This window comes from Companilactobacillus zhongbaensis (assembly GCF_003946515.1).
In the GTDB taxonomy this organism is placed as follows: domain Bacteria; phylum Bacillota; class Bacilli; order Lactobacillales; family Lactobacillaceae; genus Companilactobacillus; species Companilactobacillus zhongbaensis.
The window spans coordinates 1-25,521 of record NZ_RHOM01000031.1; the positions used below are offsets into that span (position 1 = coordinate 1).

A 25,521-nucleotide genomic window follows, 5' to 3' on the forward strand; every position below is an offset into this window, starting at 1 on the left:
ATATTTTTGACGAATTTATAAAAGCATTACCCAATCGCCTGATCAGGCTCTTGGATAATGCTTCATGATGTTAAAAAACTATTTGATTGTACCCAACCTCAACATACGAATGAGTTGAGGGCTATTTTCGTGCTTTCAACCTTTAGCTAACTGTTTAAATTCAGGAACATCAGCCTGTAAACTGGCGAAATCACCGGAAACGAGCTTTTTATTGGTAATCAAGTACAATTGCGGCAACTGTTCCAAATCAGCCAAACGGTGCGTGATCAATAAAACAGTTTTCCGTAACGATATTTTTTTAATAGCCGTCAAGATCAAATCAGCATTTTCCGGATCAATGTTTGAAGTAACCTCATCAAAAATATAAACTTGCTTATCGTTCAAAATTGCCCGAGCAACGGCGATTTGCTGACGCTGCCCCGATGAAATCTGTGATCCATTTTCTCCGACTTGTGTCTGATATCCTTGCGGCAATTGGGTGACGAATTGACATAAATTCAAGTCCTGTAAGATTTTTTGCCAATCGTCAGAACTATTATCCTGGAACAAATTTTCTTCGATAGTTCCGTCAAATAAGACGGCCTTAGGACCTAAATAGGCCACATGTTTGAGCCAATTTTCCGTGGAAATTTGATCAAGCTCCGTTGCATCATCCACCTCAATCTCACCACTCAACAATGGCAAACGTTTCATCAAGGTCTTAGCAACGGTACTCTTACCACTACCACTAGGACCGGTTAAGCCAACGATTTGTCCAGGAATCAATTGCAAATCATCAATTTCGACTAATGGCGTCTCATAACCGAATTTTCCGTTCAAACGAATTTTTGCAATATCGCTAACTTCAACCGTTGCTTCAGTCTGTTCAGTCGTTTCAGCATCGATAATCTTAAAAAGCCGTTTGATTTTCGGTAAAGTCGACATGAAGACGTGCATGAAATAACCAAACTTGCGAAAGTCGATCAACCAAATCACCGTGATAGCACTCAATCCGATTGCCTGACTAACGGCCAAAGAATCAGCCGAACCCGCCCGTCCTTGAGCAATCAAGAAGAAACCGATCGCACCATACAGGAAAAGATCCATGATCGTTAATGACTGCAATTGGTATACCAACACATTCATAGTTTTTTGCCGAAAGTTTTCCGCATCTTTCTTAAAATCTTCGGCGTACTGCTGTTGGCGGCCATTCATGATCAAAGTCGACATCCCTAAAAAGTCATCGAGGAATCGCTGACCCATTAGATTAAAGCTCTTAATATAGCGTAAATTGGTCTTGTCACCCATACCTTGTAGCATCCCCATGCCCATGCCGAGTAGCAAAATGCCAGCAAATGGAATCAATACAGATAAAGGATGGATGAAGCTGCCAAGAATAATCACCACAATAGCCGTCAAAATCAGCTGCAAAATAGTAGGAATGATCGTATCAAAAAAAATAGTCACACCTTTTAATGTCCGCAAATCTTGCTGCAAAACCTTCATAACGTCAAAATCAGTTCCATCGACATCACTCAAATAAGCATGCAAATAACGATCCTGTAGATCCCGACTAGCAGCCACAGCCCAGCCATTCTTATTAATTTGCTTAATGAACAGCAAATAAATCAAAGTAATGAAAATCTGAGCAATGATCAACCCCAGCAAAACACCAGAAATACGGTTGCTAAACAGCCACTGAGCACCAGCCCAAAGCACAGTAACCACCAGCATCTCACTAAACCACTGCCCAAAAATCTGCAGCCACATAGTCCAACGAGCTGAACGCCCCAATCCCCACAAACGCTTAACCATCAAATCGCCTCACATAGAATAATTAATAATCTTAGATAAATTAATTATAAAGAAAAAAGTGAGAAGATGCTTGGATTTTTATCAGTTGATAAATAAAAATGGCGCGGATTTTAATCCGTGCCATTTATTTACTTCTTCTTGAGATTTGCTTTCCGGTAATGATGATCACAGTACTCGCGAATGTATTTTATCGGGAATGGATTAACAGTATATTGCCCAATTTTAACAAATCCCACATTCATCAGTAGCATAAAATTGTCAAAATTGTCTTCAATTAATTTTTCTTCTGTTATCTTCGTATCATCCGCTATAATTGCAACTATTTGTCGTAATCTAGTGGCTCTAGTAATTTTTTGCTGAACTTTGTTTGTACTTCCAACAAAATAATAGTATCTTCCATTTTCAGATACCAATCCCATTCCACTGAAACCAACAAACAAGTCTATTTCTTTAGCTTGTCTGGATGAATTATTGAAGGTATAAGAATAGCTTTCCTCTAAATCTCGACAAATACTGCTAACAGCCTTTTTTCTAAAACTAATTTTATTTTCTTTTAGCTTTGATTTTATTTCACCCACGGAGACGCGAACTGCATCGGGGTCTGAGTCAAAATTTTCTTCCATAATTGAAATCATCATTTCTGCAGCTTTTTGATATTTAGCATCATTACTGTTTTCAGACAAATATTCAACGTTGGATATAACTTCACAGATTTTCAAACGTTTACTAGCATCGGCATGTGCTTGCTTTTCAGGCAATAATTCCATGTTCGGAAAAACTTGCTTATCAGAATTCCGCACGGCAATGTAATCCGATCCGACCTTAACTGCATATTCGATACTGCCCCAGACGCTCTTGATAAATCTGACATCGCCTTTAATCCCAAATTTTGACAAAATGCTAAAACAAAGCTTTTCACTTTCAGTCTCCTCATTATTCTTAAAAAGCTGGATATTCTCTTGTTCGAAGTCCATGTGGCCTGCTTTATCAATATCTAACTTCGTAACTTTAATGACAGCTTTTTTCACCCACTCAAAATAATAAAATGAATACTCAGAACATATATCCAACAATTTCGGATCAATATTTATCATTTGTTTTTGTGCTATTTGTTTTTTCAAGAATAAGTTTTCGAAGGTATTAATAACACTTGGATTAGTTGAAATATCTTTATCTTCTATTTTATGAAATTGGATTTTATTGTTTCGATTCAGTTTCCCCAAGCCATCGGGGGTAATATGCTGGATCCATTTTTTATTAGTACCTAATTCATACTCTTCTTTAACTTCTTTATTGTTCCGAGCATCTCTTATTACTTGTATGTTGAGCCCCTCAACGGATTTATTATTACGTTGAAAATTCAAACCGTAACTTTCCAATTCTTCGCTTTCCATAAATAAGTCATAAATCATTCCAAATAATTCTGTCGATACTTTGTCTTGACCGGAACAATAAATATTGATTGTCTCTCCAAAAAAATCGTGCCACGTTCGTTTGTTATCTTTTCTTCCTGGCAAGGTCATTGGCAATTTCCCATTAAAGAACTGAATCACCGGTTCATTTACAAAATCAATTTTCCCACCTTCAAATAATTGTCCAAAATGTTTTTCAAGATTTTTGATCACCTTGGAAATTACCCCAATTTTGCTCTCATCAAAGTTACTTTTATCATCTAAAAGTACAAATTCAACTTCATTTCGTTTTAAAATATTATTTTTTTCAAAGAGTTCTAATGATGTTTTACAAATATTTCTCCGAATTATATTTCTCTTATTATCAAACTCGTAGAAATCATAATCGGAATCCGTTTTCGATGTAGCCGTATACGTTACCACATTACAAGATAAAGTTTGATCCCAGCCAATTTGGAATTGTAATCCAAAAATTTGTTTAGGAAAATTCTCGATATCTTTAATCCAATTTGATTTAGTAATAATTAAATCTGAACTTAGATTCTTAGCCGGTAAAAGATCATCCCCATCCGTAAGTTGATTGAGGAGTAATTGGAAGAAGTGATTTTTGTAGAGCGTTATTTTCTGGGGCAGAGAAACTTTTGGAGAAAATCGGATACTATCCAATTTTAATTTACCATCCCATGTATAACAGAGAGTTGAATCTTTCTTTAACAGTAGTAGGAAATACTGAAATTTAATAAATGTGTAGGATATAACATCATCGTTTTCTAATAACTTATGAAATTCTGTAAAATCATTTTTATCTGGCACTTGCACAACAGCACCACTGTATTTTTCATTTAATTCATCATACTTAAATTGATATTCAAGCTTATTAGTCGTTATCTTCATTAATAAATCTCCTTATTTTAATTACTGCTTTGTCATCTAGCAAACAATTTCCCAAATCATCTAACATAGCTGGCACTTGTAGAATAGATTTATCATTTGTTGAAACGATCTCGTCATTTGGGGATCCCACAACGTTCAATACGATTACTTTCCATTTTTTACCCGTGTTTTGATTCAATTCTTCTAATTTCGGCTTAATTTGCTCTACTATTTCTCTCTCATTTACTTGATGGGTCCTTTCCCAATTTTTTAAATCGATTGCAGTGCAGGTGTCGACCACCGTGTAGTCGAATAATTCGTTATTTTTTAAATCTTTCATATCGGTTAACTGGACGCCGATTCTATCTTCAAAAATAAATTTTCCACAGATCTCACCTAGGATTCCGCGATAAAGATTCCGAAATTGAATAGGATTCATTATGTATTCTTTGGGCTTCCACTCAGTAGCATATTCATTTTCTTTAAAAAATCCTTCTAGTCCTGGATATTTCAAAAGAATATCTAGTCGTGAAGCTTCCGCAGAAATTTCTATGTTTGCCTCACTTGTACCGAATTTATATTGCTCTCCCTCCATATCTAACAATTTAACTTTGTAAGAGGTATCAAATTGTGGATTTGGTAAGTATTTCAGGCCTCGTTGTGAATGATCAGGATCGTTTTGCAATTCAAGTAATTGTTCTTGATCAATGGTAGGATATTTTAGCAAATTCTCTCTAACAAACTGATATTGATCAGCTATTGGTTGCTCTTTTCTAATTCTTCTAAGTAAAACTGCCAAATCATTTTTGGTATATTCAGTTAAATTAGCTTTTTCATTAAGTAATTGTTTCTCTTCCACGTCCAAGTCAGACTTGCCCGACGTTCTCTTGAGTAAAGAAGATAATTCAGGACTGACATTTACATCATTTAATCCTAAATGAGTCATCCTCCTCTTAAGTTGACAATTTGCTAGAACTAAAGGATTTTTAGACTTATTAAATGTTCGGTTCATCCTTCCTAAAGCTTGGATCAACACCATCATCTGACTTGTAAGGACGCTTTTAACATTTGCAGGTTTTGGTTTATAAGTCTGGTTTGCTTCAATAGCACTAAACTGTTCTAAAAGTTCAAACCGATCAATCTCATTTGCATCCATCAAATAGTAAAGTTGGATAACATATTTAATTGTTTCTAGATTAAATGCATATTGTTTCGCATTCGTTAAAATATTAGTTACTTCACCCAAATAAATTCCCGAAAGATCCATCTGACCATTTCTAGGATCTTTATTTGATGCATTATCAGGAGCAATATTGACAGAGTATGGTTCATCAATTTGGCAGAAATTATGTTGCAGATTTTGCCCCACGCCAATTGATTGATATGCACTCAATAAATAAACTCTCTTCCCTTGCTCAGGCAATTTCAAAGCATCTTTTATTTGCTCTTCAACTGAAGAATCTTTATTTTTGGCAATGATACGTAGCTCCAGTTTGTCCACACTATTCGGGGTGAATGCATCAACCAACAGATCAAAGCCTTGTTCTATTAATTCTCTAGACATTTCATCAAAATTGTCAGGAAGTTTCGATTGTAAACCTAAAAACGAAATTAAATCTGGCCGATTTATAAAATATATAAAACTTTCAAACAAAGAAACGTATCGATTTTTATAATACTCAGGATTATCTTTCTTGGATTTATTGGAGGCAATCATATTGATTCGTTCTGCTATCAAACTGTCTAATTCCGCTATCTTAGATTTATCAACTTGATCAAATTCAATAAATTCACCAGATTCGAGTAATTCCTTAACTGTTGTTGTTATATTATTTCCTTCAGCATCAATAAACTTAGATTGAACCTGGATCCCATTTTCTTCATATCGCTTATTTAAATTGAATTCTGCAATTGTTTGATCAGTTAAATATTTTTTACCGTCAATGAGTCTGTCACCCAATTTAGATTTAAGATATTTTAAATCATAGTTGTCTAACACAGTAGGAATAAAGGCCGTAGCGGACAGTCCTAATACCATTGCCTTTTCAGTGAGACCAAGTAAAAAGTTTTCTGCCGTAGTATTCAAAAATGCAGCATTGATCCTAGTTTTGAATTCATGTTGTTCCGAATCCTCAAAGAAGAATAGGAACAGTCCAATGCTTTGAAATGGATACACAACGTTAGGTTCTGTCTTTTGTTTGTCTTTATTTTTGTGATAACGTTGGACCTCTGTCTCAATATTCATCAGCATTTCTGCTTGTTGTTTTTCAAAACCAAGAGCGTCATATACAGTAAAACAAGCATCAATTTGATTTATTTCTGTATCCAAAGGGTCGTTATGGTGATTTCTTTTACTACGATATTCGTCAGCAATTTGAATAATCATGCGATTGAATTTACGAATAAAACCTGAAACACGATAAAGCATTGGAATAAAATGAAGGTCATTTTTCGAATCATGGTCAATGATCACCTGACTTTTTTCAATATCCTCATGCGAATAAAACTTTTGATTTCCACTAACCAAAGTAGCAGTTGGACCATGCATCAAGAAGCTCTGTTTTTGATTTTTATTCTCAGGAGTTTCAACTTTATGCAAATACGACAATCGATATTCATCAAGCAATTGCATTTCGACTTTGGATAATTCGCTAAAACTAGGATGTTTTTCGAGCATGATTCTTAAACTTTTAGGAATATTGCCTTGTTTTAATTTTTCAAATGCCTCGTGAATGCTGTTAAAGAGAACAACTAAATCCGTACTGATCTTTAAGGCATCATTAATTGTCTTTTCAAGATATTGTTTCTGAGTGGCATCAAATTCATCGAAAACAATCAAGTTTTTATTCAATAAATTACTGAATACAATGGTTGAACCTTTAGATTTGAAAAATGGCGTATAACTGCTGAAAAATTTGGCAGTTGTACAAAGAATAATTGAAAAACGCTCTAGATCAACTGTTGGATATACATTGTAAATCCACTTACGAACTTCTTCTGTATCTGCTTTTATTCCATCTTGAATTTTCTTAACAAAGTCTTTACTCCGTTTCGACGAAGAATCCACTCCATATCTAGCAGCAAGAGTATTAGCAATGATTCTTCTAACCTCATATTCATACTGGTTAAGTTCAGTCCACCCGTGAATGGACTGCGGACTAATTGTTTGAATTTGTTGATACAAGTCATAAGAACCCTTCAACTGTGCCAACGCATCTTTCAATTTGGTAGACATTAGGCAATTTGGAAAATCAAGTTTATTCAACAAAACATCAATTGTATCTGGCAAAGAACGCAAAATAGCAACATTCTCGAATCCGAACGACTGCCCATCAGACTTAAGATCATCCCAAACATCAATGAATCCAGTAAAATCTATATTTTTCTTTTGGTTAGTAGCAAAAAAAGCCCGGAATTTTTCATCCTTCAAAGCCTGGCTACAAAGAAATAATCGAACATTATAACTCTTACCACTACCAGTAGGAGCATCCAATAGAGCAAGTTTCCCAGAGCAATCGTCTTCAGAAAGAACAGAATAAATATTTTCGAAATCTTCCAGCCGCATAATTATCCCCTTTATGAATTATTATTAATATATTCATTTATAAAATCGCATCATTCGATAAACGATTATCTGATTTTAGTAAAACAAATCATCAACAATAAAACGAACGAAAATGAACGAAGAATGCGTCACCAAAAGATAATATTTTTCTTCGATGGAGCTCTTTTATAAATCACTGATAATTAAACTGATAAACTTTAGTCAAAAAAAGATTCAAAATAGCAGCCGATGATCCCCGAAACACAAGATAAGTAGAGAAACAAAAAATCAAAAAAGAAGAAAAAAATAAGGCACCACAATAAAAACCAAAACAATCTACCACTATAAAAATAAGTACCGTAACCCAAACCAAAAAATGAGTGTTGGTAAACCCTAGGTTCTGCGGGGGATGGAGGAAATTCGCTGTCAGGTGTGAAATTTTACTTGGCAATTTATTGCCTAGTAAAAGGCCGAGTTTTGAGATGTCCGGGCGAACTTCCCGGATAGCTCAAAATCGTGCCCACACCGTTCCACAGCGAAATTTCCGGAATCCCCCGCAGAACCGGCAGTGAACCTCCACGCCAAAATAATTAGAAAATAAAAATCAAAATCCAATCAAACAATCAACCAAAACCCCCAAACCAACACTAAAAAAACCAATAAAATTAGAAAACAATTAGAAAAGCTCTTGTTTTTTCTCACATAAGAGAGTACATTAAGGGATAATTCCCACATATAAATAAAAGAGGGGAAAAATTATAATCATCTATCAGAAAGAAAGGAAGATAAGCATATGAATGTTGGTCTTGTCGGCGTGACCGGGTACTCCGGAAGCGTTTTGTTCGAACTATTACTGCGACACCCCCAAGTTGATCACATCAACCTGTACGGTCACGCACAAAAGGAAGCACAATCTCTAGAAGAAGTTCTCCCTCAACTGCGACGACGCGACAACATTTTGCCTTATGATCCTGCTGATATCATGAAAAATAATCAAATGGTATTTTTCGCAACTTCAGCCGGTGTCACAACGGAATTGGCTCAACCATTTTTGGACGCTAACTTCCCTGTGATCGACTTGGCTGGTGACTATCGTTTGAAGTCACGTGAAGTTTACAAGCATTGGTATAAGAAAGAAGCTCCAGAAAGCCAATACTTGCAAAAAGCACATTATGGATTAACTGATTTTTACAGTTCCAAGGGACAAGCTTATGTGGCCAACCCTGGCTGCTATGCAACTTCTACAATTTTGGGACTTGCTCCCTTAGTCAAAAATCATTTGATCGATCCAACTTCAATCGTAGTGGATGCCAAATCTGGTACATCCGGTGCGGGAAAGAAACTTACTGAGATCACTCATTTCAGTAAAACCAATGAAAATCTGCAACTGTATAAGGTAAACCAACATCAACACATCCCTGAAATTGTTCAACAATTCCAAGAATGGGACGAAAACGTACCTTATATTCAGTTCACAACAACATTATTACCACTGACACGTGGAATCATGGCCAGCTGCTACGCAAAGGCAAAAGACAATGTAACTGAAAAAGACGTACGAGATGCTTTCGTCAAAACTTATTCAGATGACACCTTTGTAAATGCAACTGAAGGAGTTTTCCCAACTTTGAAACAAGTTGTCGGAACTAACTTCTGTGACATAGGTTATCAATTAAACCCTGTTACCCATCAAATCGTGATAATCAGTGTAATTGATAACCTCCTAAAAGGTGCAGCTGGACAAGCAATTCAAAACTTTAACCAAATGTTTGATTACGCACCGGAAGCAGGACTTGACCTAAGTCCCGTCTTACCATTATAGGAGGCTTTTTTAATGCAAAAATCTTCAGACGACGCAATTGCTTATAATATCGTGCCATTCACTTGGCCTAAAGGATACAAATCAGACGGCGTTCAAGCCGGACTCAGCAAAGATAAAAAGGACATGGGCTGGATCTATTCCGAACAACCTGCACAAGCTGCGGGAACTTACACCACCAACCAGTTTCAGGCGGCTCCAACCAAGATCACCAAGCAAACAATCAACTTAGATCACAAGTTGCAAGCAGTGATCGTGAACTCAGCCAACGCCAACTCTGTCACTGGAAATCAAGGAGACATCGACGTCAAAAAAGAACAACAACTAGTATCTGAAAAATTAAACATCGACCCTGATCTGGTAGGTGTCGCTTCAACTGGTGTCATTGGCCAAAACTTACCAATGGGCATCATCGAAAAGGGCATCAATTCTCTACAGTTGTTAGACAATGACAACGTTACGACCGCCATCTTAACGACTGACAAGCACGCCAAAACTATCTCAACTCAACTAACGATCGACGGTCAAACTGTTACTATCAGCGGTTTTTGTAAAGGTTCGGGAATGATCCATCCTAACATGGCCACGATGCTTGGCTTCGTCGTAACTGATGCCAAAGTAGCCGACGGCTTATTGCAACCGATCTTGAGTCACGAAGTCGATTCGACTTTTAACCAGATCACCGTTGACGGCGACACTTCAACTAACGACATGGTCGTCACCATGGCTAACGGTTGTGCCAACAACGAACTATTGACTGAACAAAGTGAGCAATATCCAGCTTTCGTGGCTGCTTTTAACAAAGTTTTAGCAGAACTAGCCAAAGACATCGCTGCTGACGGCGAAGGCGCCACTAAATTAGTCGAAGTCAACGTTCAAAATGCTTACGACAAAGTTGAAGCTCAACAAGTTGCTAAAGCAGTTGTTGGTTCAAGCCTCGTCAAAACGGCTATTTTTGGAAATGACGCCAACTGGGGTCGGATCGTCGCAGCAGTCGGTCAAACTAACGCCCACGTTGACATCGACCACACTTCAGTTTGGATCAATTACGTACCGATCGTAAAAAACAGTGCTAGCACCGACTTTGACGAATCACAAATGAAAGACGAACTAGCCAAAAAAGTCATCACCGTAACCGTCGATCTCAACTCAGGAACAGCCACCGGTCAAGCTTGGGGCTGTGACCTCACCTATGATTACGTCCGAATCAATGCTTCATACAGAAGTTAACCAACAAAAACTACTATAAAAAAGTATGAGGTAAAAATAATGAAGGAAACTATCGTAATCAAAATCGGCGGTAACGCCAGTGACCAACTACCACAAACGTTTTTTAACCAGCTCAAAACTTGGTGGGATCAAGGCAAAAAGATCTTGATCATCCACGGTGGTGGTCCCCAGATCTCCCAGTGGAGTGAGAAATTAAACTTATCCGTGCAAAAAATCGACGGCATCAGAGTGACTGACTCAGAAACCCTCAACGTAACTAAAGCGGTCCTATTAGGCTTAGTACAACCAAAACTTTGCCAATTCATCGCTAACGCCGGACTTCCGGTTATCGGAATGAACGCATCTGACAACCACCTTCTTCAAGGACAATATTTGAACCACGAAGAATATGGTGAAGTCGGAAAAGTTACCTCCATCAATAAAGACTGGCTCGATGAACAATTGACCGACCAGATCGGCATCCTCGCTCCCCTAGCTCAAACTAGTGATGGACATTGGCTCAACGTCAACGCAGACATGGCAGCTGCCACGATTGCCATCCAATTAGGTGCCGAATCACTAGTCTTATTGACAGACGTTCCCGGAGTTTTGAATTCCGGAGAAGTTGTTCCCCAACTGACTGAAACAGCGGCTAATCAGCTTTTTCAAAATAACATCATTAAGTCAGGTATGATGCCGAAGATCCAAGCGTCATTCAAAGCTTTAAAAAACGGCGTTCATCAGACATTCATCACCAATGACTTATGCCAGCCCGGAACTCAATTTCAATATCAAAACTAATTAATGGAGGAACATTATGGACCACGTATTTCCCACTTATACACGTTTTCCCTTTGACCTAGTCGAAGGACACGACGTATTCTTAACAGACAATAACGGTAAAACTTACCTCGATTTCACTAGTGGTATCGGTGTTTGTAGCTTCGGTTACAGCAACCCACTCATTCAAAGCAATCTCGAAAGCCAAGCTAAAAAAATTTGGCACACTTCTAACTTGTACGACAGCCAGATCCAAGACGATGTTGCTGCCAAGCTTTGTAACGACGACCAGTTAGCTTTTTTCTGTAACTCCGGAACTGAAGCTAACGAAGCAGCCTTCAAACTAGCTCGTAAATACACTGGGAAAGCCAATATTTTAGCTTTTAACAACGGCTTCCACGGTCGGACTTTCGGTTCAATGTCATTAACTGGCAATCCCGACATCAAAGTCGGTTTCGATCCACTAGTACCAGGCGTAAAATTTGCGGACTACAATGATGACAATGTCATCCAAGCTATCAATTCTGACTTAGCAGCCGTTATCTTAGATGTCATCCAAGGCGAAGGTGGCGTCAATGTTGCCGATAAAACTTGGCTACAAAAAGTTCAACAAGCTGCTCACGACAACGGCGTACTCTTGATCGTCGATGAAGTTCAAACAGGTATCGGTCGGACTGGTACGAAATTTGCCTTTGAGCAGTTCGGATTAGATCCTGACATCATCACATCCGCCAAAGCTTTAGGAAACGGGACACCCGTTGGTGCCATGATCGGCAAAAAGAAGTTGGCAGAGGCTTTTGGACCAGGAACTCACGGAACAACCTTTGGAGGAAACAAACTCTCAATGGCTGTGGCGAATGGAGTTCTGGAACAACTGACTCCCGACTTTTTGAAACAAGTGCAAGCCAAATCGAAATTGCTCTGGGAGAAACTCAACAAGGAGATCAAGCCATTAGATCACGTCACTGACATCACTGGACTCGGATTCATGGTCGGGATCCACTTGGATGATAACGTCAAGGTTGGCGATATCATCACCCAGCTACAAGACAAAGGATTGTTGACGATATCCGCTAAATACAATACTTTGAGACTACTTCCCCCATTAGTTATGAATGAGGACAATTTGATTAAGGGTGTTGAGTTGATCAAAGAAGTTTTAGCTTAAAAAAATAACGCAATAAATAAGATTGAAGACAAATGTTTTCAATCTTATTTTTATAGTATTTTTCCAAAAATCATTCAAAAAAATCAGCGCCATTTTTCGATATCCAAACTATAATAGAGGTATAGTCGAGTTATTTTTTAAATTATCGTATTTTAGTATATGAGTATTTCAGTTTTTTACCATGAATTGTCCTCACTACTAATATAACTAGGATTCATGGTGTATATTCACGTACTTGCCAATCGCTTCAATTTGGGTTTAAATGGTAATTAATTATTTAATGAAAGAGTTTGCGAGAGGAAGTCTGTTGTATGGCAGAAAATTTAAAATGGGACCACACTATTATCGATGTGAACGATATTAATGAAGCTATTAAATGGTTTGACGAGAAGGGAATCGTCTTCCACAATGGTGGCAAACACGAGCAATGGGGCACTTCTAACGCCGTTAGCTATTTTGGTTTAAACTACATAGAATTGATGAGTGTATACAATCCTGAACTTGCTAGCCACGTCAAACGTGACGGAGCTACTTCGATTTATGACTGTATCCACGACCTACCCGACCAACATATCAATACGATCGGTTTTAGAACTGATGATATTGAGGCTGTTCATGAACGTTTGTTATCGCAAAATTTTCCCGTTGAAGATATCCAAACTGGGACTCGTCGAGATCCAAAGGGAAATCTCATAACTTGGAAGATATTTTTTGTGAGAAATAAATTTTTCCAAGTACCTTATCCATATGTTGTTCAATGGAATGATTCTGATTACATCCGCAAAGAAAATTTGATCAAGAAAAATTTGTTAGTTGAACATCCTCGAAAGGGCATCATGGTCAAACAAGCAATTTATCGGGTAACTAACCCCGAGATCATGGCCATCAAATGGGGACAATTCGTTGGGATCGCCCCTATTCGTGACGATAAGGATTACGTGATCGACTTCGGTGACCGCCAAATCGTCTTCAAGTCAGGCCAAAACAATTACATTACTGACCTAGTCTTTGGAAACTCAGGCGATTTAGCTGGTAAAAGTTTTGAGTTTGGTGATGCTTCATTACATTTTGAATAATATTTTTAGCCCCTGACCGATTGGTCGGGGGCTTTTTTTGTTGCTGAAAAAAATTCTTCCTTGCATTCTCCAATTATGGTGTTACTATATAAATAACAGTTACTTAAAAAGTAACACCTAGGAGGATTTACATATGAAATACGCAATTACTGGTTCTACTGGACATTTTGGTTTGACTGCAGTCGAAAACTTGGTTAAAGAAGTTGGTGCCGACAACGTTGTAGCCTTAGCTCGTAATGAAGAAAAGGCTAAGAAGCTTTTACCTGCTGGAGTTGAGATCCGGCCTGGTTCATACGAAGACGCTGATGAATTGACTGCATCATTAAAAGGAATCGATCGTTTACTCTTCGTTTCTTCACAACCTGGTGGCAAGGTGGCTCGTCTCGACCAACATCGTAACGTCATCACTGCTGCTCAAAATGCTGGGGTTAAATTTATTGCTTATACTAGCTTTCCTCACGCTGATCAATCTGACGCTCCACTTGCTCAAGACCACAAGGAAACTGAAAAAATCATCGCAGCTACTGGGATCGATCATGCTTTCTTGAGAAATAATTGGTACGTAGAAAATGAAATGAGCGTCATCGATGCTGGTGCTCAAGGTGACGCCTTTGTTTATTCAGCTGCCGAAGGTCGTGCCGGTTGGGCTTTGGAACGTTTCTATGCCGAAGCTGCTGCTAAAGTTGTGACTTTAGATGCACCTAAAGATGTTTACGAATTTGCTGGAGCATCTCACACTTACGCTGACTTAGCCGATGCAGTTAAAGCAGCTACTGGAAAAATCTTTACTGTCAACTCAATAACTGATGCTGAATACCACCAGGGATTGCAAGATTCTGGTCTCGACAATGCTACAGCCGACTTGGTCACTGGCTTTCAAACTTTGATCAGAGATGGTAACCTAGATGAAAACACTTCTGACTTACCTGACGTTTTAGGTCACGCTTTGCCAAGTTTTACAGACTCAGTTAAGGAAGTTTTAGCAAAGAAAGCGAACTAATATGAAATACTCTCACAAATTAAGCGATGCTGTGCATGTCCTATCTTATATTGAAATTTTTCAAGATGAGGACCTTTCTAGTAAGGCAATTGCCGACAGTATCGAATCAAATCCTAGTTTAATCAGACGGTTGATGTCGTCTCTTTCAAAAGCCGGTCTTTTGATCACCCGATCCGGCTCCGTCTCCCCAAGACTTTCGCGCCCTGCTGATCAAATCAGTTTGCTCGACATTTATTTGGCAATCGACGATTCACACGAGTTGTTGCACGTTGATAAGAAAACGAACATGAATTGTCCAGTCGGACGCAACATTCAAGACACCTTAAATGTCGCTTACGACCAGGTGCAAAAAGCCGCCGAGAAGTCGATGCAGTCGATCGTTTTACAAGATTTGATCGAGGACGTTTTAATGCGTGAAAAAAACCGCAACAAATAAAAAGCATGTGCACAGATCTGAATTCACAGATCTGCCACATGCTTTTTTGCTGGTTATTTATATAGAAGAATTTTTCTAAATCATGGCTTCCAAGTTGATCATTTCCAAGACGCCTGAAGCACATTCGGCTCCTTTGTTACCGGACTTGCCACCGGCACGGTTCATCGCTTGGTCCATGTCATTGGTCGTCAAGACACCATACATGACTGGAACATCCCCGTGAAGAGAAATTTCTGCGATGCCGTTAGCCGATTCGTTGCAGACGTAATCAAAGTGAGCTGTTTCACCTCTGACCACGGCACCTAAGGTAATAATTCCGTCAACTTTGCCACTCTCTGACATTTTCTTAGTTACCCGTGGTATTTCGACTGCACCGGGTACCCAAGCTGTGATAATATCGTCAGCTTTAACATTATATTTTTGGAGCTCGTTTTCGGCTCCTTCGAGTAATTTCTTCGTGACGATCTCGTTGAATTGGGCGACCACGATCCCGATTTTTTTTCCTGTTCCGTCAATTTTTCCTCTTAGTTCTTGCATTTTAGTTGACCTCCTTGAGTAAGTGATGAAATTTAGTTTTCTTAGTTTCTAAGTAGTGGATATTTTCTTTCGTTGGCGTTGTTTCTAAAGGAATACGTTGGTTGACCTTGATGCCCAATTGCTCCAATTTATTGATCTTATCGGGATTATTGGTCATCAAATCGACTGTGTTGATGCCGATGTGATTCAAGATGGCAGCTGCTTGACCGTACTCTCTTTCGTCTGGCTTAAAGCCGAGTTTTTCATTAGCTTCAACCGTATCGTAGCCTTGTTCTTGAAGCTCATAGGCTTTTAACTTGTTTGCTAAACCGATGCCACGGCCTTCTTGGCGCAAGTACAAGACTGCTCCGGAGCCATTTTCTTGGATCTTCTTCAAAGCAGTTTCTAGTTGTTCGCCACAGTCGCAACGTTTTGAACCGAAGACGTCACCAGTTAAACATTCAGAGTGCATTCTAAACAACAACGTGTCTTGTTTAGTAATATTCCCTTTAGAAACTAGTAAAGTAGGTTCGTCGACGTCGTTGACCTTGAAAGCCTTCATGTTGAAATCACCATATTTAGTCGGCAATTTAACGTCCGCAATTTCTTTGATGAAATCAGTATCCTTGATATCACGGTATTTGATAATGTCTTCGATCGTGATCAATTGCATGTTGTTTTCGTCAGCGATGACCCGCAAGTCTTTCAATCTCGCCATGGTCCCTGATGATTTAACAACTTCACAAATGTAGGCAACTGGAGAACCACCAGCTAATTTAGCAAGATCCACGGCTGCTTCAGTGTGTCCCGTCCGTTCTTGGACTCCGTTGTCAGCGGCGATAAGTGGAAAGACATGCCCTGGATGGAAAAAGTCGTCATATGTGCTGTTAGGATCTGCCAGCATCTTGATCGTTTTAGCACGGTCAAAAGCTGAAATACCAGTCGTCGTAGTTTTTGCATCAGTACTGATCGTAAAGGCAGTACCGAAAGCATCTTCACCGTCTGCGACCATGGAGGTCAGCCGTAATCTCTTAGCATAGTCATTGCTCATTGGCACGCACAATAAACCTTTAGCATGGGTGATCATCTTGTTGACCGATTCTCCAGTCGCAAAGTCGGCCAAGCCGATCATATCCCCTTCAGACTCACGATCTGGTGAGTCAGCTACAATGATCAAATTTCCTTGTTTAAGTTGATCGACCGCATTTTCTACTTTTTCAATGATTTCTTGTTCATTCATGTTGATATCCCCCTACTTGTGAATCTAAGATGTATTTTCCTAATATGTCAGTTTCTAAATTGATCGAATCGCCAGGTTTTAATTCTCCCAAAATGGTTTCTTGCAAAGTATATGGAATCAGCGATACTTGAAATTTATCGCCGTCGACCTTTGACACCGTTAAGCTAACGCCATCTAGTGCGACCGAACCTTTTTCCACGATGTATTTTTGATATTCTGGTTCGACTTGAAAAGTTAAGACAATCGAATTTTGGTCCTCAGTCTTATCGACTAATTCGACTGTTGAATCGACGTGACCTAAAACGAAGTGACCATCGAGTTTATCCTTAGCTGCTAAGGCTGGTTCGATGTTGACATGGTCATTTTCGTTGAGCTGTCCCAAGTTCGTTCGGCGAAAGGTCTCCGGCATCGCTTCGACTGCAAAACCTTCGTTGAGCAATTCGATGACCGTCAAACAAGTCCCGTTGATGGCAATGCTGTCGCCCAATTTCAGCTCGGCGTTTTTTAAATTGTTTAATTTGATAGCTAATTTAAACGTCTCGTCTTTTTTGGAGATCTCAGCCACAGTCCCCACGTCTTTAATTATTCCGGTGAACATCGTCCAACCTCCTAGCAGTAATTTTTAGATCTGACCCCAAAGCGCAAACCTGAGGCTTTTCAAAAAGCCGATTTTTCGAATGATCCTGATTGAAAATGGCTGGCAAACTGGCGCCACCGAATACTTTTGGTGCAACGTAAACGATCAATTGATCGACCAAGTTTGCTTGAACGAAGTCAGCCTGCAGGTGGCTACCACCTTCAACTAAGACCGACTCGATATTTCGTTGGGTCAGTTCAGTCAAGATTTTTTCCGGCGTCCAGTTTTTTGCCACTAACACTTCGACATTGTCAGGGAAATGCTGGTCAGAAGCTTGTTCTGAAAAAATCAGCACCGTGCTAGCTGGATCTTGAAATAGCTTCAAGTCGTCAGTCAGCTGATTGGCATCCCGAACGACTACGGCTCTGATGGGTGGAAAAGTCATGGTTTGATCGCGAACGGTCAACTGTGGGTCATCGACCTTTAACGTATTTTCACCGATCAAAATTGCTTGGTTATTTGCTCGAACATTTTGACTGTCGTGGTAGGCTTCTTTACCAGTAATGATGCAACGCGTTTTTCCAGCTTGATTGATCTTGCCATCCAAAGTCATCGCATATTTGATTGTTACTAGTGGCCGCTTCTTTTGATAATAAAAGTTATAAGCCTCGTTAATGCCACCAGTCGTGTGTAAAACTTTGACTTCAACATCGTGATCTTTTAAATATTGGATCCCGTGACCACTGACTACGGGATTAGGATCTTGTTGGCCAATGACCACTTTCTTGATCCCGACCTCAACGACTTTTTGCACACAAGGAGGAGTCTTTCCAAAGTGAGAACAAGGTTCCAACGTCACAAACATTTCCGCACCTTTTGCTTGCTCGATGTTGTCCAAGTGGTTCAAAGTATTGATCTCCGCATGTGGCCCACCGAATTTCTCATGATGGCCTTGCGCTAAAATCTGACCGTCCTTAACGATCACCGCACCAACTTGTGGATTAGTCCAAGTCTCCACACCTTTTGTCGCTTCCTCAAAAGCGATATTCATAAACTGATAATCTTCCAAGTCTCATTCACCCCAAATAAAAAACCCCGCATAAAATTTATGCGGGGCGTCATAATTAGCCAAATAAGATCTCATACGAGAACAAGCGTAGCCAAATAAGCTAGCTTCATGGTATGAAACGTATCTTTTTTCTTCTCCCATCCAGACTGTACTGTCGGTCCCAGAATCGCACTGGGTCAACCGCGAATGACGCGGGTCACGGACTTCAACTTTTGTTGTCACCGTCGGTCGGGAATTTCACCCTGCCCCGAAGAAATCTATTCAGTTTTCACAAAAGAGCATATCACTAATATTTTTTTATGACAAATATTTTTTTCAAGCGATTACACAACACAATTACTTTTTAAAAAGCTAAAAAGTCTCGTCATTTTAACTGTGACGGGACCTTTTGAACACTATGTATGATTTTATACTATTAGTATTTTATTTTAAATTTGGGCAAAAGCTTGCTCTAAATCAGCTAGTAAATCAGCATCGTCTTCGACACCAACTGACAGTCTGATCAATTCATCTTTGATACCGTTTTGCAAGCGGATTTCACGAGGGATCGCAGCGTGGGTCATGACTGCAGGTACTTCGATCAAACTTTCGATGCCACCTAAACTTTCGGCCAAATCGATAACGTGTAAGCTTTCGACAAACTTTTTAGCATCGAGTCCTTCGTTTAATTCAAAGGAGATCATGGCACCGAAGCCGTTCATTTGCTTTTTAGCGATATCGTAGCCTTCGCTGTCGGGGTCGCCTGGATAATAGACGTTAGCTACCTTGTCGTTTTTCTTTAAGTAGTCAAAAATGATTTGAGTGTTTTCCTGATGAACACGCATTCTAACACCGAGAGTTTTGATACCACGCATTAAGAGCCAACTGTCATCTGGTCCTAAAGTTGAACCGATCGAGTTTTGTAAGAAGGCTAACTCTTCGGCGATTTTGGCATCGTTCGTTACGGCTAATCCGGCAACAACATCTGAGTGGCCACCGAGATATTTCGTTGCACTGTGGACGACGATATTTGCTCCCAAAGTCAATGGATTTTGGTTGTATGGTGTCGCAAAAGTATTATCCACGATCGTTAGGATGTCGTGTTTTTTAGCAATTTCGGAGATGGCATGAATGTCAGACACGTGTAGTAGTGGATTAGTTGGTGTTTCCAAATATACCGCGACGGTGTTTTCTTGAACGGCTTTTTCAACGGCAGCGAGGTCACGCGTATCAACGACGGTGAATTCCAAGCCGAAGCGCTTCAAGACTTTGTTGACCAATCGGAATGTTCCCCCGTAAACGTCGTTTCCAATGACGATATGGTCACCAGCTGAAAAGAGTGAAAAAGCAGCATGGATGGCAGCTGATCCTGAGGCGAAAGCAAAGGCATTCGTTCCTTCTTCGATGTCAGCGACTAAAGCTTCTAAAGCAGCTCTAGTAGGGTTACCGGTTCTAGAATATTCCCATTTGGGTTCGCCGCCTAAAACGTGTTGGTGGAAAGTTGATGAACGGTAAACCGGGATTGAAACTGCTCCTGTAGTTTTATCTTCGCTAATGCCACCGTGAATAAGTTTTGTATTAAATTTCATAATTAAGTTCTCCTCTGTTTTTTTAATTTAGTCGTAAATACCTTTGCTTAAATAACGTTCACTTGAATCGGGAAAAATCGTGACGATGTTGGAATTTTCCGGTAATTCTTCAGCCACCTGCAAAGCTGCAGCTAAAGCAGCTCCACTGGAACTTCCGGCAAACAGGCCTTCGTTTTCGGCTAGCCATTTCACATTTGAAAAAGCATCATCATCACTAATTGTTTTCACTTCATCAACCGTGATCGATTTGAAAAATGGTGGCACAAACTCAACGCCAATACCCTCAGTCCGATGGGAATGTTCAGCTCCACCGTTCAAAATCGAGCCTTCCGGTTCAACCGTGATAGCTTTCATATTAGGGAATTTCTTCTGTAAAGCCTCAGTCACCCCAACAAAAGTACCACCACTACCAGAGCCAGCCACGAAAGCATCGATTTTTTCACCAGCCAGATCTGCAATGATCTCAGGACCTAAAGTCTTAGCATAAGCTTCCGGATTATCGGGATTTTCAAACTGAAGTGGCACGTAAGAATTGTCGATCTCACCAGCCAACTCCTTAGCCTTAGCGATGGCCCCAACAATCCCGTCTTCAGAAGCAGTATGAATAATCTCAGCCCCCAAAGCCTTCATCAAAATTTGTTTTTCCTGACTAAACTTCTCTGGAACGACCAACTTAACCGGCAACCCATGGCGCTGAGCCGCCAAAGCCACGCCAATACCAGTATTACCAGCAGTAGGCTCAATAATAGTAGTCCCAGCAGAAATCTGCCCCCGCTCGATCCCACTCTCAATCAAATTAACCCCCAAGCGATCCTTAACAGATCCCCCAGGATTAAACATCTCCAACTTTGCAAAAATCTTAACCCCATGAGCAGCATCAACATCCAGCTCCAACAAAGGCGTATTACCAATAGTCTGATAAATATTTTTAACCAACATAATCTGATCCCTTTCTAGAAAAACAAATTGAAATTCCAATAAAAAAAATCAGGGATCCCATTCAGCATTTCTAATCCACTATTAAAATTTAAAAGATAAATACATGAAACTAAAATCTTAGAAACGAATAAAACCAATTAGTTCTACATTCAACTAGTTTCTGCGGGGTGGTAGAACTTTCCACCAGCATCACTGCTTTCCATAGTTGCCATCCGATATCAAAATCAAACAGATAAGTACATCCAACCAAAATTCTAGGAAAGAATAAAACAAGGTGCATCCAAACTAATCAAAGTAATCTACTGAGATATAAATAAGTACCGTACCCCACCAACCAAAATCTGAAGACAAAAAAAGTGCAGCTCCTATTAAAACTAGGACACTGCACCTTATACGATAATCTGATTTAAGCTGTTACCAAAATAACCAATTTTTAGGCATGCAAATCAGTGGATCGCATAAGATGCGAACCACAACAACAACTGTTCAATGCTGTAACATTTACATTAGCCATGATTGATTACCTCCGATTAATTTATGTTGCAAGATTATATTACTTTTTCATATTTGTCAAATATTTATCTAATCTTTTTTAACCATTTTCATCCTGACTTTCGAAAAAAGTCGAAATTTTGGCCAGTCCGTCTTTAACGACCTTCATCTCTTCTTCCCCCACCGCTTGAGTTACTTTCTCTTCCACAGAAGCGATGTACTGGTTGATCTCTTCCGTTAAACGACGGGCTTTTGAGGTCAAGGCAATTCGTTTCAAGCGAGCGTCATTTGGCATTGGCACCCGAATAATGAGATCATTTTTCTCCATCAACTTTAATGCACTAGTGGCACTAGCTCTTCTAATGTTGAATTCTTTTTCGATATTTTTCTGAAAAACATCAGCTTTGTTTTCATTGCGAGAGATGTAGTTGATGATGCTCAATTGCATCCTCGTTATGCCGAGTTTCTTGGCGAATTTCTCTGCATCTCGGTCCAATCCGTTGTTAGCTTTTTTGATGACAATCCCGAATACTTTTTCCAATTGTTAGCCTCATTGTTTGGTTTCTAATTTAATTAATTTTACCATAAACATGGGAAAATATGTTATAACATATTATATTAGTTTGAATTCTAACTATCGGAGGATCTATGCAAAAGAAAACTATTAATTCCAACTTGATCTTGGCAATTTTGGCGACCGGTTTAATGTCATTTTCTGGCGTTGTCGTTGAGACTGCTACTAATATTACTTTTCCAACTTTAATGAAAGAATTCAGTGTTTCGACTTCGACTGTCCAATGGATGACCACTGGATATTTGTTGGTCGCGTCGATCATGATGCCACTTTCAGCTTATTTGAAACACCGATTCACCTCGAAAAAATTATTCCTTACTGCTGCCCTGCTTTTTATCATTGGTTTAGTCGTTGATGCGACCGCCCCAATTTTCCCTCTACTCATCTTAGGACGGGCATCCAAGGGATCGGCGCTGGTATTGCCCTACCTTTGATGTTCAATATTATCTTGGAACAAGCTCCCACTTCTAAAATTGGTCTATTAATGGGGATTGGAACATTGATCACAGCTATCGCTCCTGCCATTGGACCAACTTTTGGTGGTCTTGTCGTCAGTTCGCTTGGCTGGCGGAGCATTTTTCTATTACTGCTACCAGTTGTCATATTTGCTTTGATTATCGGTGCAATCTCAATCAAGCAAATCACTCCACCAACGCATACTAAATTAAACTTAGGCGGATTGGTCTTGATTGCCATTGCTTTTGTTGGGTTGATTTTCGCTTTTACAAACTTATCAGCAGTCCAAACCGATCCATTGAACTTTGCACTTCCACTCATTATTGGGATCATTGGCTTGTTTGGATTTGTTATGCAAACTAAGCACAGCAAAAATCCCTTGATCGATATCGGTGTGTTAAGTAATAAAAAATATGCTGCCCACTTGAGTGCTTTCTTCCTGGTCCAGATCGGTGCTTTAGGAATGTCGTTCATTTTGCCGAATTACATTCAATTGGTCGACCACAAGACAGCTTTGATTGCCGGGTTGATCGTGTTGCCAGGAGCATTGCTCGGTGCCGTATTTGCGCCACTTGGCGGTTCGATCCTTGATAAATTTGGCGCAAGAAAGCCGATAATGATCGGTATTGTCATTCAAATTTTTGCCATGGCACTTTATTCTATTTTTGGACGAAACCTAAATTCTACTTTAATCATGGTATTTTACTTGTTATTCATGCTCGGTATGGGCTTAGTCATGGGTAACACGATGACTAACGGTTTGAAACAACTCCCAACTGAAAAAAATGCGGACGGAAACGGCTGGTTCAATACGGTGCAACAGTTTGCCGGTGCCGTGGGTACTTCGGTCGCATCGACGATCGTGTCCTTATCACAGAGTTCTTCGCTTTCTGAAAATTACGCTACCAAAACGGCCATTGGTTCACAAAATGCTTTCATCGTTTTATTGATTTTTATATTAATCGCTGCTATATTGCTAAATTCAGCTTTAAAATATATTGAAAAATCATAAACATTTTTTCACAAAGCTCTTTCATCGGTGTTTTCATGTGCTATAATTATTATCCGTTACGGTCAGATTTAAAGAGGTTAGTCGACTAGTATAGCCAAGCTTTCCAAGAGATTCGACTGTGCAAATAAATTTATGGGGTACTAATTTATGCACTACACACTATTTATTCGCTGCATGGCTGAATTTATTGGAACTTCTTTAATGGTTGCTTTAGGTAATGGCTCTGTGGCTAACGTTGAATTAAAAGGGACCAAAGGATTCCACGGTGGCTGGATCTTGATCGGTTTCGGTTACGGTATCGGTGTTATGATACCTGCAATGATGTTCGCTGGGATCTCGGGGGCACAGATCAATCCAGCCATGACCTTAGCCTTAGCAGCTAACGGTCAATTTCCTTGGGCAGAAGTGTTGCCATACATCGTGGCACAAATGCTTGGAGCAATTTTTGGACAAGCTTTGATTGTCGCAGCTTACAAGCCTTACTACGATAAAACTACTAACGCCGAATCGATCTTAGGAACCTTCTCAACGATCGATAACGTTCACAGCAAATTCAACGGATTCATCAACGAATTCTTAGGAACATTCGTCTTGATCCTTGGCGCTGTGGCACTAACTTCCGACAAGATCGGACCACGTTCAGACTTATTAGGTCTAGGATTTCTAGTCATGGCCTTGGTCGTTTCACTAGGTGGAGCAACCGGACCAGCACTAAATCCAGCTCGTGACCTTGGACCACGTTTGTTGCACGCAGTCTTGCCATTGCAACACAAAGGATCTTCCCAATTCGATTACAGCTGGGTACCAGTTGTCGCACCTATCCTTGGTGGCGTTTGTGCCGTTAAGGTTTGGGCGGTATTTTTCGGGTAATACATACAAAGGACAGCCAAAAAATCTTGGCTGTCCTTTTTCTTTTATCATCTTCTCTAAATATAAAAATAATAGTATTATATTATATGATATTTATATTTTAATTTAGATTTAGGGGATATTATTATGAAATTTTGTGGAAATTGTGGGGCTAAGATACCTGACGGGATCAAGTTTTGTCCTAAGTGTGGAACACCGGTGGATAAATTTGAAAAACAGTTAAACAACAACGAACAACCCGCTAATAATGGAGTTAATCAAACTCAACAACAACAGCCAACTATTGAGAATACCCAAAACAATTCTCAAGCACCAAATCAAAACGGCCAATTCCAAGGTCAGATGAACAATCAAAATCAACAACCAAACTTTAACGGGCAATTCCAAAATCAATCAAATAATTTTGGTAACCATCCTAGAAACTCTAACAATCAATTTATGAACTTTTTACAAAAGTACCGTATACCAATTATTGTGGTTGTATTAGTTCTTATCGTTGGTGGATTTGCTTTTACCAAGTCAGCAACTTACAACGGAATGACCACTGATGACCGTCAAAAAACAATCGAATTGTATAATGCTTCTGGTATGTTCGAGCACATGTCAAACTCAGATGTTGTTTCTGCTCAAAAAATTACAACCGGAAAAGATGATGGCGATTGTACTATTGGTATTGATAAGAAAAAGATCACTTTCAGAACTAATAATGGATACGATATGGATAATTATTTAATGGACCGAGATAATTACGGAAATCATGAGGATGACCAAGAATTTATCAAAGGTATTCAAAAAGCCTCAAAATATGCTTTAGATAATTGGGGACGTGGCTACGAAATATCTTTGAAAGATTCCGACGGCGACACTTATTTAACCTATAAAAATGGATCTCAAACTTCCAACCATTTATCCGATTATGATGATGACTAAAAAAGATTCAACTCGCAATTTGCGCTGGTCCCTGTCAAGTTGACATTTGAAATAATATAAAAATTGAATACTTCTTAAATGGCCATTCTCCTGTATTCCGCAGGGGTATGGCCATTTATTGTTTCTGATCTATCTACATGATTAAAATAGTAGATCCCTTCTTTGAC

The 25,521-nt window shown here is 39.4% G+C and carries 19 protein-coding genes, 1 pseudogene and 1 riboswitch; of the genes and pseudogenes, 10 read left to right on the forward strand and 10 right to left on the reverse strand.

Going from position 1 to position 25,521, the window contains the following annotated elements:
* Positions 1–135 precede the first annotated feature (135 nt).
* The 3 genes from EKM69_RS10245 to EKM69_RS10255 all read right to left on the reverse strand — a co-directional run bounded on the left by EKM69_RS10245 (position 136) and on the right by EKM69_RS10255 (position 7,644).
* Positions 136–1,794 (reverse strand): ATP-binding cassette domain-containing protein, encoded by a 1,659-nt coding sequence (locus tag EKM69_RS10245; protein WP_125710740.1) that lies wholly within the window; start codon positions 1,792–1,794, stop codon positions 136–138.
* A gap of 128 nt (positions 1,795–1,922) precedes the next feature.
* Positions 1,923–4,100 (reverse strand): hypothetical protein, encoded by a 2,178-nt coding sequence (locus EKM69_RS10250; protein WP_125710742.1) that lies wholly within the window; start codon positions 4,098–4,100, stop codon positions 1,923–1,925.
* Complete coding sequence (locus EKM69_RS10255; RefSeq protein WP_125710744.1) at positions 4,084–7,644, reverse strand: hypothetical protein; 3,561 nt, start codon at positions 7,642–7,644, stop codon at positions 4,084–4,086. The genes EKM69_RS10250 and EKM69_RS10255 overlap by 17 nt, the downstream gene beginning before the upstream one ends.
* Before the next feature lie 772 nt (positions 7,645–8,416).
* Here EKM69_RS10255 and argC point away from each other — a divergent pair.
* The 7 genes from argC to EKM69_RS10290 all read left to right on the forward strand — a co-directional run bounded on the left by argC (position 8,417) and on the right by EKM69_RS10290 (position 15,111).
* The gene (argC, locus tag EKM69_RS10260) at positions 8,417–9,445 is read left to right on the forward strand and encodes an N-acetyl-gamma-glutamyl-phosphate reductase (RefSeq protein ID WP_125710746.1); all 1,029 of its coding nucleotides are present in this window, start codon (positions 8,417–8,419) and stop codon (positions 9,443–9,445) included.
* Between the two features lie 12 nt (positions 9,446–9,457).
* Positions 9,458–10,672: a bifunctional glutamate N-acetyltransferase/amino-acid acetyltransferase ArgJ gene (argJ, locus tag EKM69_RS10265; RefSeq protein ID WP_125710748.1), complete on the forward strand. Its 1,215-nt coding sequence runs from the start codon at positions 9,458–9,460 to the stop codon at positions 10,670–10,672.
* Positions 10,673–10,711: 39 nt separating this feature from the next.
* Positions 10,712–11,452 (forward strand): acetylglutamate kinase, encoded by a 741-nt coding sequence (gene argB / locus EKM69_RS10270; RefSeq protein WP_125710750.1) that lies wholly within the window; start codon positions 10,712–10,714, stop codon positions 11,450–11,452.
* Between the two features lie 16 nt (positions 11,453–11,468).
* Positions 11,469–12,599 (forward strand): acetylornithine transaminase, encoded by a 1,131-nt coding sequence (locus tag EKM69_RS10275; RefSeq protein ID WP_125710752.1) that lies wholly within the window; start codon positions 11,469–11,471, stop codon positions 12,597–12,599.
* A gap of 311 nt (positions 12,600–12,910) precedes the next feature.
* Complete coding sequence (locus EKM69_RS10280; RefSeq protein ID WP_125710755.1) at positions 12,911–13,675, forward strand: VOC family protein; 765 nt, start codon at positions 12,911–12,913, stop codon at positions 13,673–13,675.
* A 133-nt stretch (positions 13,676–13,808) separates the two neighbouring features.
* Complete coding sequence (locus tag EKM69_RS10285) at positions 13,809–14,675, forward strand: NAD(P)H-binding protein (RefSeq protein WP_125710757.1); 867 nt, start codon at positions 13,809–13,811, stop codon at positions 14,673–14,675.
* Between the two features lies 1 nt (position 14,676).
* Positions 14,677–15,111: an Rrf2 family transcriptional regulator gene (locus EKM69_RS10290; RefSeq protein ID WP_125710759.1), complete on the forward strand. Its 435-nt coding sequence runs from the start codon at positions 14,677–14,679 to the stop codon at positions 15,109–15,111.
* Between the two features lie 75 nt (positions 15,112–15,186).
* Here the strand turns inward: EKM69_RS10290 and ribH are convergent, their stop codons facing one another.
* The 7 genes from ribH to EKM69_RS10325 form a co-directional block, all read right to left on the reverse strand.
* On the reverse strand, positions 15,187–15,648 hold the full coding sequence (gene ribH, locus EKM69_RS10295) for a 6,7-dimethyl-8-ribityllumazine synthase (protein ID WP_125710761.1): 462 nt from the start codon (positions 15,646–15,648) through the stop codon (positions 15,187–15,189).
* 1 nt (position 15,649) lies between these two features.
* Complete coding sequence (ribA, locus tag EKM69_RS10300) at positions 15,650–16,867, reverse strand: GTP cyclohydrolase II (protein WP_125710763.1); 1,218 nt, start codon at positions 16,865–16,867, stop codon at positions 15,650–15,652.
* A complete protein-coding gene (locus tag EKM69_RS10305; protein WP_125710765.1) occupies positions 16,860–17,465 on the reverse strand; it encodes a riboflavin synthase in 606 nt (201 codons plus the stop codon). Before EKM69_RS10305 ends, ribA begins: the two co-directional genes overlap by 8 nt.
* Positions 17,446–18,495, reverse strand: a complete 1,050-nt coding sequence (gene ribD / locus EKM69_RS10310) for a bifunctional diaminohydroxyphosphoribosylaminopyrimidine deaminase/5-amino-6-(5-phosphoribosylamino)uracil reductase RibD (protein ID WP_125710767.1) — start codon at positions 18,493–18,495, stop codon at positions 17,446–17,448. Before ribD ends, EKM69_RS10305 begins: the two co-directional genes overlap by 20 nt.
* 143 nt (positions 18,496–18,638) lie before the next feature.
* Positions 18,639–18,772: riboswitch (FMN riboswitch) on the reverse strand.
* Positions 18,773–18,941: 169 nt separating this feature from the next.
* Entirely contained in the window at positions 18,942–20,081 is a 1,140-nt protein-coding gene (locus tag EKM69_RS10315; protein WP_125710769.1) for a trans-sulfuration enzyme family protein, read from the reverse strand.
* A 27-nt stretch (positions 20,082–20,108) separates the two neighbouring features.
* Positions 20,109–21,020: a PLP-dependent cysteine synthase family protein gene (locus EKM69_RS10320; RefSeq protein WP_125710771.1), complete on the reverse strand. Its 912-nt coding sequence runs from the start codon at positions 21,018–21,020 to the stop codon at positions 20,109–20,111.
* Between the two features lie 592 nt (positions 21,021–21,612).
* Positions 21,613–22,053, reverse strand: coding sequence for a MarR family winged helix-turn-helix transcriptional regulator (locus EKM69_RS10325; RefSeq protein ID WP_125710773.1), 441 nt, complete (start codon positions 22,051–22,053; stop codon positions 21,613–21,615).
* A 107-nt stretch (positions 22,054–22,160) separates the two neighbouring features.
* Between EKM69_RS10325 and EKM69_RS10330 the strand changes: the two are divergent.
* The 3 genes and pseudogenes from EKM69_RS10330 (at position 22,161) to EKM69_RS10340 (ending at position 25,354) form a co-directional block, all read left to right on the forward strand.
* Positions 22,161–23,554 (forward strand): annotated as a pseudogene (locus tag EKM69_RS10330) (DHA2 family efflux MFS transporter permease subunit).
* Positions 23,555–23,701: 147 nt separating this feature from the next.
* Positions 23,702–24,424 (forward strand): MIP/aquaporin family protein, encoded by a 723-nt coding sequence (locus EKM69_RS10335; RefSeq protein WP_125710775.1) that lies wholly within the window; start codon positions 23,702–23,704, stop codon positions 24,422–24,424.
* Positions 24,425–24,550: 126 nt separating this feature from the next.
* The gene (locus EKM69_RS10340) at positions 24,551–25,354 is read left to right on the forward strand and encodes a zinc-ribbon domain-containing protein (protein ID WP_125710777.1); all 804 of its coding nucleotides are present in this window, start codon (positions 24,551–24,553) and stop codon (positions 25,352–25,354) included.
* Positions 25,355–25,521: the final 167 nt, after the last annotated feature.

What these genes read in the sequence shown, in the direction of transcription:
- EKM69_RS10245 (WP_125710740.1), bottom strand. Translation starts at nt 1,794, where the DNA reads ATGGTTAAGCGTTTGTGGGGATTGGGGCGTTCAGCTCGTTGGACTATG.
- EKM69_RS10250 (WP_125710742.1), bottom strand. Translation starts at nt 4,100, where the DNA reads ATGAAGATAACGACTAATAAGCTTGAATATCAATTTAAGTATGATGAA.
- EKM69_RS10255 (WP_125710744.1), bottom strand. Translation starts at nt 7,644, where the DNA reads ATGCGGCTGGAAGATTTCGAAAATATTTATTCTGTTCTTTCTGAAGAC.
- argC (WP_125710746.1), top strand. Translation starts at nt 8,417, where the DNA reads ATGAATGTTGGTCTTGTCGGCGTGACCGGGTACTCCGGAAGCGTTTTG.
- argJ (WP_125710748.1), top strand. Translation starts at nt 9,458, where the DNA reads ATGCAAAAATCTTCAGACGACGCAATTGCTTATAATATCGTGCCATTC.
- argB (WP_125710750.1), top strand. Translation starts at nt 10,712, where the DNA reads ATGAAGGAAACTATCGTAATCAAAATCGGCGGTAACGCCAGTGACCAA.
- EKM69_RS10275 (WP_125710752.1), top strand. Translation starts at nt 11,469, where the DNA reads ATGGACCACGTATTTCCCACTTATACACGTTTTCCCTTTGACCTAGTC.
- EKM69_RS10280 (WP_125710755.1), top strand. Translation starts at nt 12,911, where the DNA reads ATGGCAGAAAATTTAAAATGGGACCACACTATTATCGATGTGAACGAT.
- EKM69_RS10285 (WP_125710757.1), top strand. Translation starts at nt 13,809, where the DNA reads ATGAAATACGCAATTACTGGTTCTACTGGACATTTTGGTTTGACTGCA.
- EKM69_RS10290 (WP_125710759.1), top strand. Translation starts at nt 14,677, where the DNA reads ATGAAATACTCTCACAAATTAAGCGATGCTGTGCATGTCCTATCTTAT.
- ribH (WP_125710761.1), bottom strand. Translation starts at nt 15,648, where the DNA reads ATGCAAGAACTAAGAGGAAAAATTGACGGAACAGGAAAAAAAATCGGG.
- ribA (WP_125710763.1), bottom strand. Translation starts at nt 16,867, where the DNA reads ATGAATGAACAAGAAATCATTGAAAAAGTAGAAAATGCGGTCGATCAA.
- EKM69_RS10305 (WP_125710765.1), bottom strand. Translation starts at nt 17,465, where the DNA reads ATGTTCACCGGAATAATTAAAGACGTGGGGACTGTGGCTGAGATCTCC.
- ribD (WP_125710767.1), bottom strand. Translation starts at nt 18,495, where the DNA reads ATGAATATCGCTTTTGAGGAAGCGACAAAAGGTGTGGAGACTTGGACT.
- EKM69_RS10315 (WP_125710769.1), bottom strand. Translation starts at nt 20,081, where the DNA reads ATGAAATTTAATACAAAACTTATTCACGGTGGCATTAGCGAAGATAAA.
- EKM69_RS10320 (WP_125710771.1), bottom strand. Translation starts at nt 21,020, where the DNA reads ATGTTGGTTAAAAATATTTATCAGACTATTGGTAATACGCCTTTGTTG.
- EKM69_RS10335 (WP_125710775.1), top strand. Translation starts at nt 23,702, where the DNA reads ATGCACTACACACTATTTATTCGCTGCATGGCTGAATTTATTGGAACT.
- EKM69_RS10340 (WP_125710777.1), top strand. Translation starts at nt 24,551, where the DNA reads ATGAAATTTTGTGGAAATTGTGGGGCTAAGATACCTGACGGGATCAAG.